This window comes from Pseudomonas sp. CFBP 8758 (genome assembly GCF_014841725.1).
GTDB classification, from domain to species: Bacteria; Pseudomonadota; Gammaproteobacteria; order Pseudomonadales; family Pseudomonadaceae; genus Aquipseudomonas; species Aquipseudomonas baltica.
Genome location: NZ_JACYUK010000014.1, coordinates 42095 through 55986, shown reverse-complemented (window position 1 = coordinate 55986; position 13892 = coordinate 42095). Strand labels below are relative to the sequence as shown.

Here is a 13892-nt window from a genome sequence, read left to right as displayed (position 1 = left end):
GGCCCCCACCCGACTACCTATTAGAACTCCACAGTCACTCCAGTATAAAGTGCACGACCATCACCTGGCGAATGCAGGGATGCCTGCGCGCCATCCGGGTCGTACCAGACATATTCATAGTATCGATTCGTGAGATTCTTCAGCTGCAAGTCAACACTCACTGATTGAGTCACCTTGTAGGTTGCGCCAAGGTTCATTAGCACGTAACCGCCGTAAGTCCCCTTCGTATTTTCCCGCTCCAGATAATAATTAGTCTGACCGTTCATCCACGCGGTCAGCTGTAATGCAGGTGTCGCGTCATAGCTGATGCCAGCGTTGTACAAGTGATGCGGGATGTGGTCGATTTCCTGACCTTTGCTGTTAGGCAACGTGGCACTTGGCTGGAGTATTTTCGAATACTGCCAGGAGTAACCCATCCAGATATTGGTGCGTTCATTCGGATACAGGTTCATCTGTAAGTCGTAACCCCAGCGACGTGTTTCACCGACATTATCGGATTCGCCGCTCGGGTCGTTCAGCCGGCGACTGACTTCCCCAGAGGCCTTTTGCTGCCAATAGGCGACGCGTCCATCCACCCAGTCAACCGGCGTGAATTTGATGCCTGTTTCCCATCCCTCGTTGATCGAAGGTGCTAGGTCAGTATCTCTGGGCGGAATCTTGTAAGCCGCCGCCCCGCTGCCCACCTGGAAGGTACGCCCCCAGTTCGCGTAGAAGCTGGCAACTTCCCACGGAGAATAGACAACGCTAATCTTCGGCTGCTTGATCAGTCCGTAGTCGTTGATGTCGAAATTTGTGCCGGTCGTTTCATTAGTGAAATCGCCCTGGATCTTGTCGACCCGGTAGGCGGGTACGATCTTCAGAGATTCGAAAGGTTTTATCTCTGCTTGGGCATAAGCGCCGTAGGTGTCGAAGTCGAACTGCTGGTCGCGGGTTGTAGCTAGACGCTTACGGTCTCTGGTGCGATATCGCTCACTTTTGTTTTGCTGCTGCTGTACGTCCGCGCCACCTTCCAACGCGAAGTCGTATAGCCATTTGACTTCCGGTCGCCAGGTCAGGGAGGTGAGGGCGCCATATTGCGTCTCATAAGCGTCGCGTTCCTGTTGTGCGCTGGTGCTCCAGTATTGTGTCCAGCGCCTGTCATCGAAGGTGTTGACGTAGGTCTTCGCTGACCAAGCAAGCGTATCAGCCAAGTCTGTATCGAAATGCAGACTGACCTGATTCATACGACGAGTACCCTTGTCCGTCGCGTTGAAGCTGTTGGTCATTTCCGGGTGATGACGTGCATCATCTTCACTCAGATAGCCTGGCTCCTGAGCCTCGGTTTCGTAGTGACGAGCGATCAGTCCAATACGGTAACTGTCATCGTCCGGCGTATAGAACCATTTGCCCGACATCGAAAACTTATCTGCTTCAGCGTGATCTCTGTAGCCATCAGATTTTTGATAGGCGAAGAAATAGTTTTGCGTCCAGTTGCTGCCCTCAATGCCATTGGCAAGTTGGGCCTCGTGGGTATTGAAGCTGCCATAGCGCAGCCGCGCCTTGTTGTAGTCGCCCCCCGTGCGAGTCAGCATGTTCACGTTGCCGGCAATATTGTTCAGGCCATAGCGCGCATCGCTGGTGCCGCGCACCACCTCAATGCTGTCCAACTCCATGGGGAAAATCATGTCCATGTACGGCATATTGCCGTCATTGCTGTTGCTTGGGATGCCATCAATCAGCAATTTTACTGCGTTCACTTCACCTTCGCCGTTGAAGCCTCGGAAGGAGATTTTGCCTGACGTGGTGCCTTGGTTGAACTCAGTCAGCATTACCCCCGGAGCGCGGCGGAACAGCTCCCAACTGTAATTGACTGGCATCTTTTCGAGGATTTCCGCGCCCAAAATATCCACCGAGCTGAGTACGCTGCGGGTAGCCAAAGGGCCACTGGCGGAGCCTTGAACGCTTACGGCGCCCAAGGTGAGCGTCGAGCTTCCGGGCTCGCCGGCTTCAGCCTGTGCCAAGGACAGCGGGCTGGATACCAGTACGCCTATCGACAATACAGGCCACATAGAACGGGACACAGATAAACGCTTTGCAGAGCGCAAAGAAAATGGAGCAGGCATGGCACGCACTTCCTGATCATCAAGAAACTTCAAGGGCGTTCAGCAACCGTTGCAGATCGCTGAAAGAATTTAAAGCGAGCAACACCGCACGCAGTGGGCGGTGTCGTGATCAGGCAAAAGGGGAGGCGCGTGGACTCAGGCTGGGCCAGCGGATTCTTGGGTGCAGCGTTGGCAGTTCAGGATCTTCAAGGACAACGCCGGGTGTGTACTGCGGCAAGAAATGGCGGTAGTAATCCGAGGGCAGGGCTGCCAGCCCGGCATGGCCGCAACAGCAGTCCGCATGGTGCATGGCGTGTTCGGGTTCGGATTGAGGTATCTGAAGCGCCTCGATCGCCTGGCGAAACTCAGCTGAGACGACGCTCGAGTTTCCCCCGGAACAAAATCCGCCCCACAGCATGAGATTTACATCGGGCGCTTGCATCGCACGGCTGAGCGGCATGGCCAGAATGTTCAGCAAGATCGCCAGGCAGGCAATCCAGGGTCGGATACGTCTCAACGAACTCATGAATGAAATCGCTGCAAAGGGGAGGCTATTTAGCGCTCTTTAACACGCGATGTACATTTTACAAGGGTGCGCCATTTCGCCGCAGGTACATTGAGCAGGAGCAGAAGAGGTTTCATCCAAACACCACGCATGTCCAGACTGGTAACCTCGCTTATCCATACGCTGCATGAATGGCTACCGGCATGACACAGCTCTTTGAAAGCATGCGAAAAACGTCGAATGCCGGTCGAAAGATCCCCGAATCGTGAACGTTGGGGCGCTTTCGATCGAGGTTCCATCGCATTCGCAAATCAAACGACCTGCACCTAGGGGCTCTTCAAGAACGAGCACCGCAATTCCCTATTAGCATTTTTTTCTGTGACGGCACTGCATTTCCCGCTCAGGTCAACTGGAAATTTCAGGTTTGCGTGCAAACCATCCGTAGAACGCGATAGCCGCGTAGCAAGCTGCAGGCACAACCAACGAAAATGACAGAGTGTTTAAGTCCGCAACAAAACCGGTGAGGGGCGGAATAATAGCGCCACCCACGATAGCGCAGCATATGAGGCCTGAACCTTGCGCCGCTTTTTCGCCCAGCCCTTCGGAGGCCATTGCGAATATAGTAGGAAACATAACCGAGTTGAATAATCCTACTGCCAAAATTGCCCAGCCAGCAGATATACCTTCGGCAGAGGCTGCTAGACTCAGAAGCATGATCACTCCACTCGCAGCGTAGGTAAGCAGTTTTCCCGGGGCAAACCTTCTAAGGAGGGCCGCACCAATAAAACGACCTACCATCGCGCCACCCCAATAATAGGCAACGTATTTGCCTGCTGTTTCAGAATCGAAGCCAAAGGTTGAAGTTTGCATCAAGAAGTTGGTTAGTAAGCTTCCAATAGCGACCTCGGCGCCAACATAAAAGAACAAGCACGCCGCACCGAGGGAGAATCGCGGGCGTTTGAGAAGTTTAAGTGCTGTCAGCGGATTGCTGGGCTCAGGTTTGGTTTCCGCTGGTAGCTGTTTTCGCTGATGCCAAATGATCGCGGCGACAACCAATAGCACGAGTGAAATCCCCACATAAGTATTGCTGATAACCTCAGCTTCTTCAGCGAGGAAAGAAGTTAGCGCGGAGCCGTTCAATACTGAAGGATCGAAATCATTGAGCGTCCCGAGAATCAAAATTGCGCCTAGGTAGGGCGCTAGGGTAGTTCCTAGAGAGTTAAACGCGTGGGCGAACGTTACCCGGCTGTGTGCGGAGCTGGAAGAACCGAGCAGTAATATCAAGGGGTTGGAAACCACCTGCACGATGGTGACCCCGGTCGCCAAAATGAATAACGCTCCTAGAAACGTTGCAAATAATCCTATTTGAGTTGCCGGAATGAACAGTAGGCAACCTGCGGCCATGGTAAGTAGACCAACCGTGGCAGCTTGCATATAACCTATTCGTGCGATCAGCAAGCCTGCTGGAATTGAGGCGAGGAAGTAGGCAAGAAAAAATGACGACTGAACAAGCATGGCTTCGGCATAGCTTAGGCTAAAGAGATGTTTGAGTTTAGGGATCAATACATCGTTCAGGCTGGTAATGCTCCCAAAGATGAAGAATAGCGAGAAAACGAGAAAACTGAGGCGTTGGACGTTGGGATGGGCGGGTGTCGATGTCTGTACTTTCGCAGCAGTTGTCCCGTGCATCACAGGCACTCCCTATTGTCTTTTTGGTAGGAGGGTTGGCACCACGATTTTTCCGACCGTGGCGATCAAGGAGGATGCCGAGGTTTGGATGGGTAGGGCAGTGCCACTAATGGCGTTCGATGGTACGATTGTGGCGTGTTCATATCCCTGCAAGGCAGCATGCGCTCATGAGACCCAGTTTCGAACAAGTTCCGACCGAAGCTAATGCCTCCTTGACGATGTTGAACAGGCGTTTACCCGACGCGATACCATTTGAATGGCACCATCACCCAGAATATGAGTTGACGCTCACATTGAACAGTCGTGGGCACCGCTACATCAGCAACGATGTAGCGCCGTACGAGGATGGCGACCTGGTGCTGGTGGGCCCTAATGTTCCGCACAGCTGGTCGTCAGTCGAGCGTTACGACCCGGCGAAACCCTATATTGCTTTAGTGATTTGGTTTTCTGATTCATGGGCCGAGTCGCTCGTAGCTCTGTTCCCAGAAATGGGCGCTATTCGAACTCTACTGAGTGCTGCACAGACAGCGGTGCATTTCACTGAAGCGGCTTCGCGTGAGCTTCGTCCTATCATTGAATCGATGGTGGATCAGGACGCTTCGCAACGTTTGGTTTCGCTGTTAGTAGTCCTGAGCAAGCTGTCTCAAGATACGGATGCCAGGAAAATCTCCGTAGCGGCAATTTCGGATTCATCCAGTCAAATCATCGAGGATGCCCGGATCCGTCGAGTCCTCGATCATATTCACGCTCGCTACACGACCTCCCTTAGTCTGCCGACGCTCGCAGACGTAGCCTGTGTCAGCGTTTCAGCATTTCATCGCATGTTCAAAAAGCACACTCGGTGTACAGCTTTGGATTACATCGTCCGATTACGTACCGGGCATGCATGCTCGCTATTGATGCAGAGCAACTTGCCCGTTTCAACGATCGCCGAGCAAGTAGGCTACTCCTCTCAAGCACTCTTCAATCGTCAATTCAAGGTACAAAAAGGCGTGACACCATCAGAGTTCCGGCGCCAGCATGGGCGCCATTTCAAATGATGCCGCCATGTGACCGACAGAGGCTGGTCATTAGCTTGATCGTTCTGCAAGCTCAGAAAACGCCAGAATCATATTAGCCAACGCCGGGAACGTGACTGCCGAAATCGTCTTTTTGGTGGTTTGATGCTTGCGGGAAAATAAGAATTCAGGTGTCCTATGACCAAGTATCAATCTTTCGAAAGTGTAGACCTCCCCGAAAACTACAAAGACAGCATCGTCAAAATGAAAAAGACGTTGCGTGCGCAAATAGGCGATGTCGAATCGCTTTTCGCCGAGGTCAGCGAGTTCATTGCAACCGAAATCGCATCGATCAAGGAGCAGCAAGCGATGACCGGGTCGGGTTTGCCTCTGCTCGAGTTCGACGCCATAGCCAATAGGAACGTGACACAGGAGCAATTGGCGCAAATCAAACGTCGCGGCTGCTTGGTCATAAAAAACCACTTCCAGAGAGAGCAAGTCCTGACTTGGGATAGGAACCTACTTGAGTATCTAGATAGGAATGATTTTGATCGGGTGTATCGCGGGCCTGTAGATCAGTTTTTTGGCAACCTTGACGCTTCGCGACCGGAGATTTTCCCAATTTATTGGTCGAACTCGCAGATGCAACTTCGCCAAGATGAGCGTATGGCCGCAGCTCAATCATTTCTGAACAGGCTATGGAAAATCCACTCCCAGGGTCACGAGTGGTTCAATCCGGACGTTAACGCTCTCTACCCCGATCGTGTGCGCCGCCGTCCACCGGGTACCACCTCTAAAGGGTTGGGGCCTCACACTGATTCAGGCGCTTTGGAGCGATGGCTACATCCGGCTTACCTTAAGGTTTTCGATAAAATCTATAGCAACGATTTTAAGTCCTATGATCCGTGGGACGCAGCGCACCGCACTGAAGTGGATGAATACGCTTACAGAGACACGGTAAAGTGCTCGGCTTTCAGAACTTTTCAAGGGTGGACAGCCCTCTCTGACATGAAAGCCAGTCAGGGAGTGCTGCATACCTTGCCCATTCCGAAAGCGATGGCTTATATGCTTCTGAGACCTTTGTTGAAAGACGTACCAGAGGATGAGTTGTGTGGTGTAGCACCGGGTAAGGTACTGCCAGTTTCACAAAAATGGCATCCGCTACTGGTGCAGGGAATGACGCCGATCCCCGATGTCGAGGCAGGTGATTCAGTTTGGTGGCACTGCGACATCATCCACAGTGTGGCACCCGTCGAAAACCAAGAAGGCTGGGGTAATGTGATGTATGTACCAGCAGCACCCATGTGCCCAAAGAATCTTAGATATGCTCACGACGTACGAAGAGCCTTTGAGGCGGGAAAATCGCCAGATGATTTTCCGCCAGAACATTACGAAACTGCGTGGCAAGACCGATTCACACCAGATCAGTTGAACGCTCTTGGTCGCAACGGATTGGGCATTCGCTGATCGCCTGTGATGGTTGTTGCTGAATCTGGCGTACCCTCAATGCAAAGACGTTGCTGTAACAGCAAGCTTCGCATGCCTCGCTGATAAAAACAAAAAAGGTGTAAAGATGAACAAGACCAATCGCTTTGCCGTAACCATTTCCTTGGCCACACTTATCCCTATCATAGTGCAGGCTGCCGAAAGCAAGGGCACTGTTGAAGTCGTTCACTATTGGACATCGGGGGGAGAAGCAAAATCGGTAGATGTACTTAAACAGATTATCGAAAAAGATGGCTTCACTTGGCAAAACAGTGCCGTGGCAGGCGGCGGCGGAGCTGCGGCTATGACCGTGCTGAAAACACGCACAATTTCCGGCAATCCGCCGTCCGCAGCGCAGATCAAGGGGCCGGATATTCAAGAATGGGGCAACTTGGGTCTGTTAGCCAGTATCGACAACGTCGCCAAAGCGAACGACTGGGATAATCTCCTACCAAAAGCGATCGCCGATATCATGAAATATGATGGTAACTACGTAGCGGTACCGGTAAACATACATCGGATCAATTGGCTATGGATAAATCCTGAAGTGTTAAAAAAATCCGGCGTGGACAAGGCGCCGGCAACCCTCGAGGAACTCTATACTGCGGGCGACAAGCTCAAGGCGGCAGGCTTCATTGCGATTGCACACGGTGGCCAACCCTGGCAAGACACCACTGTATTTGAAGATCTCGTGCTGAGCATTATAGGAGCCGATGGCTTTCAAAAAGCCTTTGTAGAAATTGACGAGCAGACGCTGACGAGCTCTAAAATGAAGGATGTATTCACGGCGCTTCGTAAGCTTCAAACATATATGGATCCCGACGGTGCTGGTCAAGACTGGAACCTGGAAGCCGGGAAAGTCATCAATGGCAATGCCGGCATGCAAATCATGGGGGACTGGGCCAAAAGTGAGTGGATTGCGGCCGGCAAGCTGGCTGATACCGATTACCAATGCGTACCGTTCCCAGGATCGCAAGGTATTTACACCTACACCATCGATTCTCTGGCAATGTTCAAGTTGTCCAATAAGAACGATACGGACGGTAACAATGCGGCACGCGACTACCTAGCTAAAGTTGCTATGGAGCCTACGTTCCAGTACGTTTTCAATCAGAACAAAGGCTCAATCCCAGTGATCAAGGGCCTGGACATGAGTCAGTTCGATAGTTGTGCACAGGCTTCAGCCAGAGATTTTGCCGAAGCGGAGAAGGCTGGCACACTCGAGCCGAGCATGGCGTTCAACATGTCAACCTCGCAGGCAGTGCAAGGAGCTGTTTTCGATGTTGTCAGCAATTTCTTGAGCGACAAGAGCGCCGAGCCGAGCAAGGCAGGTAGACAGCTGTTCACTGCGATGAAAGCGGCCTCCCAATAGCGCTCAGCGTAATTCTAGACCTGCAGTAGCCCGGCAGATCTTGAAGGAGACAGCGTAAAAAACCACGCTTGCCGTGTTAATTTTCGCCAGTGCCCGCGCTTCCTCCAGGTGGGCGGCTTGTCTGAACTTCATAACCCGATTGGTCAGTCGTAAGATGAACAGCATCAAGGGGCGAAAAACCATTCACCTTACGATATTTGAGAGATCATCATCGGTATCAATCAGGTGCTCGCCTAGCGGATTGAGCGCGCCATTACGGTAGTAGCGCAGAGCATTGGCACCATTCTATCTGTCAGGCTTGAACGGTATTTGCTAATAATCGGGGGGCTGGCAGCCGGCATCATCTGCCTATGCGCGTTGCTGCCTTAATCGCATTGGAAACCTGCCGCGTACTGATGGAAGAACTAAATGGCCAGGCGTCTAAACGCTATCAAATGCAGACGATGACGCTATCCACGTAGGCAGCATTCGAACCATCAACTAAAAGACTGCAATATCTGTTTCTTAGACAAAGACTGGGCAACCCCACTGTTTGTTTCCGTCCATTTAGTGGATCCACAGCTAATGAGCTTTAACTGCAGGAGTCTTGCCGCCAAGCGGCAGCTACGCCAAAACGAAGGGGCTTAAACGCGAGTGGGGCTAAACTACTGGTTGGTTTCCTAAGAGTTGATACAGTAATGGTCGATTTCACATTAAGGCGCTTGGATTGCAATGCACCAGGATCACCGCAGGATAAGATTTCATTGATGTTCGATACCTTGGCTCAATCGTGGCTTTGTTCTCCGATTTTTCCAATAGCGAGTGAAAGCTACTCAAATCCGTTATTGTGACAAGCTGTCCGCGAGTTCACGTGGGGTCATACGAATCGTGTGACTTCTCTTCGCCAGTTCAAGCATCCAGTCAACAAAACAGCGGACGCGCGGTGCTAGATGCTTGTTGGTGGGATAGAGGAGGTGAATAGGCTTGGGCGCGAAGCTCCAGTTTGGAAGGACAGGAATCAGTAGCCCTGATCTCACCCAATGCTCGACTGCGAAAGGTGAGCCTGGGCAGATACCTCCACCTGCCATACATGAGGCAATGGCAACTTCTGGGTCATCGAAGTGCAGTCCATCCCTGGTAGTGACTTCATATTGCTCCGACGGCGAGAAAAGGTTCCAGGAGAATGGATTTTGCTGGCCGCCGAACCAAGAAATCAATTGATGAGAATGCAGAGCATGCGGATGCTTTAAATTATCATGGTGATCGAAGTATAGGGCTGAGGCGTAAAGGCCAAACTGAACATCGCATATGTACCGGGCGATCTGGCTTGAATCGTCCAAGTGCCCGCCCCGAATCGCCACATCAATTCCTTCATCCAATAGATGACTAATCCTGTCGTTGCTGCTAAGGCTTACGGAAAGATCGGGATACATCGTTTTGAATTCATGCAGGTGTGGAGATATTACCCAGCGTGCGACTGAAACCAGCGCCTCGATTCTGACGCGCCCGCGCGGATTTGAAGCGCTGCTGTTGAGAGCGCTTTCAAAGTCATCAATTTCCTGCAAAACCGCCAGACATCGAGGAAAATAAGCCTTTCCATCCTCTGTAAGGTTCAAGGAACGAGTGGTTCTATGGAGCAGCCTGACTCCGAGCAAGTGCTCCAAATCTGAGACCCGTTGCGACACCCTTGCTTTGGGTAGCCCAAGTGATTGCGCTGCTTTAGTAAAGCTGCCTGCTTCCACCACGGTAGCGAACGTGGTCATTGCCGATAATTTGTCCAAACCTACTGTTCCTGAATGTTGAACAAAGAATCATGCTTTTAGCATATATCTCTACGAGCCTCAATCAGTTAAAGTATGCTTGCTTTTTTGGCCAGCTTACGATTAGCCACATGAAGAATTTGAGCCTGGACTATGCCTGTTTCGAGCTCTTAGGCTAAACTTTTGCGTTGGTCAGTGCTGGGTCGTATCAGAACCGCAAACATTCGTGTAAAGAATCGTCTCCGGAAGTTAAGTCATGATGAATTGTGATGCAGATATGGGTGCATGCAGCATTGTGAGAGCCGAGCCTGAAGAGCAGTACCAAGGTTCTGGACACAGAAAATTAACAGTGCGATATGTGGGTGATCCTATGTGTTCATGGTGCTGGAGAATTCCTCCGGCTGTACATGGGGCTGCGGAATTCTGTGCACTCATAGGAGTCCAGTTTTCAATAACGATGGGAGGCTTGCGAGCAGGCGGCGGAGATCCGTGGGATGCTGGATTCAAAAAACTTATTCGTAATGAGTGGCAGCACGTTTCAAAGGTGACCGGTCAACCGTTCGGTTATTCTTTACTTGACGCGGAAGACTTTTATTACGATACAGAACCGTTTTGTAGAGCAGTGGCGACAGTTCAAGATCTACTGCTCGGACAAGATGGTAGTGAACAAATCGTATTGAGGTTTTTCTCTGCCGTACAAAAAACACTTTATGTAGACGGTCATGACGCAACTTGCACTGGTTTCTATGAGGGGCCGTGTGCTGAAATAGCTTTGGATTATGGAAACTTCTTGCGTAATTACGAGGCTACTGAAGCCAGGAATCGTGTAAATAAGGCATTCAGCCGGTGTCGGCACTGGGGCGTTCGTTCATTCCCTACAGTATTGATTAAAACGATCAGAAAACAACGCTACTTACAGTCAGTTTCACGACAACTGAAGAGTTAGTCTATCAGATTGGTGGGTTTATGGGTCATAAAATTATCAGCGGCTAGACGCTTATAAACTTTATCGAGTTAATTAGCTTTTCCGCAGTCTGCTGAGTTGTCTTTTTGTGCCCAAGAAAACAAGGGCGGTTAATTTAATTTTTTTGTATAAAACTGGAGCGATTTATGCCTGTTGAAGAAATACTCTACGTTGCGCATGCCCAAGCTACGGGTGGTCGTGAAGGCCGAGCCCATACTGACGACCGTGTGCTTGATGTTGCACTCACAATGCCCCGTGAGCTAGGAGGAAATGGCGCATCCGGTAGCAATCCTGAACAGCTTTTTGCTGCGGGTTATTCCGCGTGCTTCCTTGGCGCTTTGAACTTTGTTGCAAGTCAACAAAAAATCAAGTTGTCAGCACACACCCGCATCGACGGTTTTGTAGGTATCGGCCCAATTCCTACCGGTTTTGGTATCGAGGTTGAGCTAAAAATTTCGCTACCCGAACTGGATGAAAGTATGGCTCAGGAGTTAGTTGAGAAGGCGCATATTGTTTGCCCTTACTCGAATGCTACCAGTGGGAATATCAATGTCAAACTGACGTTGATCTAAAGCACTGAGGGCGGCTAGGCTGCCCTTTTCGTGCAGTTTTCGTGTAGTAGGGGGAATGATGTCATACATACTTCAAGTCGATTTTCCTTATAATGGCCCATGGGGTGAAGATATGTATGTATTAATGGAGGGTATCGCAAGATCCATAGCTAAGGAGCCCGGATTAATCTGGAAAGTCTGGACAGTGAACGAGCAACAGCAGGAGGCTGGCGGGATTTATTTGTTCAGCGATGAGCCCAGTGCGATAGCTTATTTGGAGATGCACTCTTCGCGATTACAAGGTTTTGGAATTTCAGATATAAAGGGAAAAGTCTTCGCAGTACACCAGGGACTGACTGAGCTAGATCATGGGCCAATATGATCGACACTCTATAGGCTCAGGCTGTCTATCGGCCTATCTTTTTCTGCTACTGAGGACTATTGGAAGTCGATGATCATATATCTTCTTATTCTCCTCGATGCATCAGAACCTTGTTTTCCGCTACTTAGTAAAGCCGGCCACCAATTTCTTAATTGGGTCTGATCTATGGAGCTGGTCAGTCCGTGTTCAGGTTTTCTGTGCGAAAAAGATCTCGTGTAAATGTTATAAAAAACTAAGCATTTTATTATATGTCGATCTAACAGATTTTATGTAAATAAGTTCTGTGCCGCCTGTTTCATTGCCAAACTGATACCTTTCTTATACCTGCCCTGCCACATCCTTGTGTACTAAGCATCCGCTTACATTGCTGGCGAGATTTAAATTAGACGCTTTCCCACATCTCGACGTACGGATGAGAGCAAAACTCGATGGTATTTCCCCACGGATCCTCGCCGTATACGATCTTGTAGTTTTTCACTGGATTGATCGTGAGTATCTCCGTTCTTGCTTTACCGCCTGCAGCTTCAAGGCGTTCCACGGCTTGGTGTATGTCCGGCGTGGTTAATCCCAGGTGGTTATAGCCTTTGCGCCAATAGGTAAAATGTTCGGTTCCAGGATCGGTCTCGGTCTTTTCAAAATGGAAAAGTTCAAGGCCGACGTTGTCACTCGTTGCCAAGTGGGCGAAGTGAAAGGCTCCAAAACCGTGACCATAGATCTGCGCCGCTGCTGGGCCGAGTGGCTGGTCGTCTTCCCTAACGGACAGCGGCCCTGCGAGAAGCCGAAAGTCCAAGGTTTCAACGTACCATGCAATCGCTGCTGCCAAGTCAGGAACAGTTAATCCAAAATGAGGGGCGGTGAAAGATCTTGTTATCAAATGATTTACTCCTTGAAAGCTCAGGCTCGCCTGAGGGTTTGTCGGGGCGTTTCTCCATACCTTTGTTTGTATTCGGTACTGAAACGCCCTAGGTGGGCGAAGCCCCAGCGTAGGGCTACGCCCGCAACGTTATTTGCTTCCCCGCTCACCAGTTCCTCACGCACGCTTTCCATACGAAGATTGCGCAGGTACTGCATGGGACTGATGCCCAGAAACTCCTTAAAGCCTGAATAAAGGCTGCGCAGGCTCACGCCTGCGATCATAGCCAACTGCTCGGGCGAAATTTGCTCGTGCGCGTGGGCGGTAATGAAGTCCTGCACTCGTCGCACGTGGCGAGGCAAGATGCTATGGCGGCGTTCGGGAGCGGCTTTACTGTAATTGTGCTGATGAGTGGCCAGAAGGATCGAGGTTGTCAACTGCTCGATCTGTGGGAGCACGAATTTATGCTGTGCCAAGTCAGGGGCTTGAACTGCGCACTCCATCAGATATGAAAGTAGGTGACGCCAGGCAGGACTGCTTCGCCAAGCGAACGCATGTTCGAACCTCAATGGTTCGTGTAACGAGTGCCCTAAGTGGCCGACCAGGGTGCGTTCTAGAAGGTTTCGGGAAACCTTCATGATCAGCTGATCCATGTCATGGCTCCATTGCATATGGGCCGCGTCCGATGGGCTCAGGACAGTTGCGACCTCTCCACCGTCGACGAGTCCATGATTGCCAACGGTGATATTCGCCGTGCCGCCCATCGGCATCTGAATAAGGAAGCATCCGTCTAGGGGGTCGCAGTCGATCTCCACTTTCGCGCCGTACCTCAGGCGACTGATAGAAATCTCACCTAGCGCAAGGTGATGCATTTTCGCATCTAGTTTCTCCGATCTGTCCATCTGGATAATCCGATGCGGCTTCATGACCCGGCTGACCATCGACCTAGCCTCTTCCAGGCTTGAAGAGGCGAATAGCAATTTATCAGGCGTGCTCAGGAGCTGCTCTACAGAGCCCAAAGGTAGCAGGCTCCTGCCAGATTTAGTCGGGGGAGAAAAATAACTCTGCACGGTAAGGCCCTCCTCGGAGGTGGCTGGTATCCAGCTTTTTTTGTTATTCGAAGCCCTGATCACCCTAGCACCGACGCTTCGAAATTAGACGGCGTTGTATGATTGATCATGCACTTAGTAGGCCATTAGTCTCATGAGGTCATGAAAAAATCAATCTACCGTATATCGCCTCTGCAGTTGCTCACTCAGGAGCCATTCGAGTA

The 13892-nt window shown here is 50.9% G+C and carries 12 protein-coding genes; 6 read left to right on the top strand and 6 right to left on the bottom strand.

What is annotated here, in order from left to right:
- Positions 1–20 precede the first annotated feature (20 nt).
- The 3 genes from IFT75_RS21210 to IFT75_RS21200 all read right to left on the bottom strand — a co-directional run bounded on the left by IFT75_RS21210 (position 21) and on the right by IFT75_RS21200 (position 4275).
- Positions 21–2102: a TonB-dependent receptor gene (locus IFT75_RS21210; protein WP_122797567.1), complete on the bottom strand. Its 2082-nt coding sequence runs from the start codon at positions 2100–2102 to the stop codon at positions 21–23.
- A gap of 109 nt (positions 2103–2211) precedes the next feature.
- A complete protein-coding gene (locus IFT75_RS21205) occupies positions 2212–2607 on the bottom strand; it encodes a DUF2946 domain-containing protein (RefSeq protein ID WP_122797568.1) in 396 nt (131 codons plus the stop codon).
- A gap of 384 nt (positions 2608–2991) precedes the next feature.
- The gene (locus tag IFT75_RS21200) at positions 2992–4275 is read right to left on the bottom strand and encodes a sugar MFS transporter (RefSeq protein WP_192047587.1); all 1284 of its coding nucleotides are present in this window, start codon (positions 4273–4275) and stop codon (positions 2992–2994) included.
- A 167-nt stretch (positions 4276–4442) separates the two neighbouring features.
- Here IFT75_RS21200 and IFT75_RS21195 point away from each other — a divergent pair, with 167 nt between their 5' ends.
- The 3 genes from IFT75_RS21195 (at position 4443) to IFT75_RS21185 (ending at position 8130) form a co-directional block, all read left to right on the top strand.
- Entirely contained in the window at positions 4443–5315 is an 873-nt protein-coding gene (locus IFT75_RS21195; RefSeq protein WP_192056639.1) for a helix-turn-helix domain-containing protein, read from the top strand.
- 156 nt (positions 5316–5471) lie between these two features.
- On the top strand, positions 5472–6740 hold the full coding sequence (locus tag IFT75_RS21190; protein ID WP_192056638.1) for a DUF1479 domain-containing protein: 1269 nt from the start codon (positions 5472–5474) through the stop codon (positions 6738–6740).
- 106 nt (positions 6741–6846) lie between these two features.
- Positions 6847–8130: an ABC transporter substrate-binding protein gene (locus IFT75_RS21185; protein WP_192056636.1), complete on the top strand. Its 1284-nt coding sequence runs from the start codon at positions 6847–6849 to the stop codon at positions 8128–8130.
- A gap of 821 nt (positions 8131–8951) precedes the next feature.
- Here the strand turns inward: IFT75_RS21185 and IFT75_RS21180 are convergent.
- A complete protein-coding gene (locus tag IFT75_RS21180; protein WP_197976572.1) occupies positions 8952–9890 on the bottom strand; it encodes a LysR family transcriptional regulator in 939 nt (312 codons plus the stop codon).
- 235 nt (positions 9891–10125) lie between these two features.
- Between IFT75_RS21180 and IFT75_RS21175 the strand changes: the two genes are divergently transcribed.
- The 3 genes from IFT75_RS21175 (at position 10126) to IFT75_RS21165 (ending at position 11766) form a co-directional block, all read left to right on the top strand.
- The gene (locus IFT75_RS21175) at positions 10126–10815 is read left to right on the top strand and encodes a DsbA family protein (RefSeq protein ID WP_199861568.1); all 690 of its coding nucleotides are present in this window, start codon (positions 10126–10128) and stop codon (positions 10813–10815) included.
- Positions 10816–10979: 164 nt separating this feature from the next.
- Entirely contained in the window at positions 10980–11405 is a 426-nt protein-coding gene (locus IFT75_RS21170; RefSeq protein WP_192047591.1) for an organic hydroperoxide resistance protein, read from the top strand.
- Between the two features lie 55 nt (positions 11406–11460).
- The gene (locus IFT75_RS21165) at positions 11461–11766 is read left to right on the top strand and encodes a monooxygenase (protein WP_342214395.1); all 306 of its coding nucleotides are present in this window, start codon (positions 11461–11463) and stop codon (positions 11764–11766) included.
- 382 nt (positions 11767–12148) lie between these two features.
- Here the strand turns inward: IFT75_RS21165 and IFT75_RS21160 are convergent, their stop codons facing one another.
- Both IFT75_RS21160 and IFT75_RS21155 read right to left on the bottom strand, forming a co-directional pair.
- Positions 12149–12640 carry a VOC family protein gene (locus IFT75_RS21160; protein ID WP_192047593.1) on the bottom strand — a complete coding sequence of 164 codons (492 nt, stop codon included), beginning with the start codon at positions 12638–12640 and terminating at the stop codon, positions 12149–12151.
- Between the two features lie 20 nt (positions 12641–12660).
- Entirely contained in the window at positions 12661–13689 is a 1029-nt protein-coding gene (locus IFT75_RS21155; RefSeq protein ID WP_197976574.1) for an AraC-like ligand-binding domain-containing protein, read from the bottom strand.
- Positions 13690–13892: the final 203 nt, after the last annotated feature.

Excerpts from the sequence above, each read along its gene's own strand:
- IFT75_RS21210 (WP_122797567.1), bottom strand. The coding sequence starts at position 2,102 with ATGCCTGCTCCATTTTCTTTGCGCTCTGCAAAGCGTTTATCTGTGTCC.
- IFT75_RS21175 (WP_199861568.1), top strand. The coding sequence starts at position 10,126 with ATGATGAATTGTGATGCAGATATGGGTGCATGCAGCATTGTGAGAGCC.
- IFT75_RS21200 (WP_192047587.1), bottom strand. The coding sequence starts at position 4,275 with ATGCACGGGACAACTGCTGCGAAAGTACAGACATCGACACCCGCCCAT.
- IFT75_RS21170 (WP_192047591.1), top strand. The coding sequence starts at position 10,980 with ATGCCTGTTGAAGAAATACTCTACGTTGCGCATGCCCAAGCTACGGGT.
- IFT75_RS21190 (WP_192056638.1), top strand. The coding sequence starts at position 5,472 with ATGACCAAGTATCAATCTTTCGAAAGTGTAGACCTCCCCGAAAACTAC.
- IFT75_RS21165 (WP_342214395.1), top strand. The coding sequence starts at position 11,461 with ATGATGTCATACATACTTCAAGTCGATTTTCCTTATAATGGCCCATGG.
- IFT75_RS21195 (WP_192056639.1), top strand. The coding sequence starts at position 4,443 with ATGAGACCCAGTTTCGAACAAGTTCCGACCGAAGCTAATGCCTCCTTG.
- IFT75_RS21185 (WP_192056636.1), top strand. The coding sequence starts at position 6,847 with ATGAACAAGACCAATCGCTTTGCCGTAACCATTTCCTTGGCCACACTT.
- IFT75_RS21205 (WP_122797568.1), bottom strand. The coding sequence starts at position 2,607 with ATGAGTTCGTTGAGACGTATCCGACCCTGGATTGCCTGCCTGGCGATC.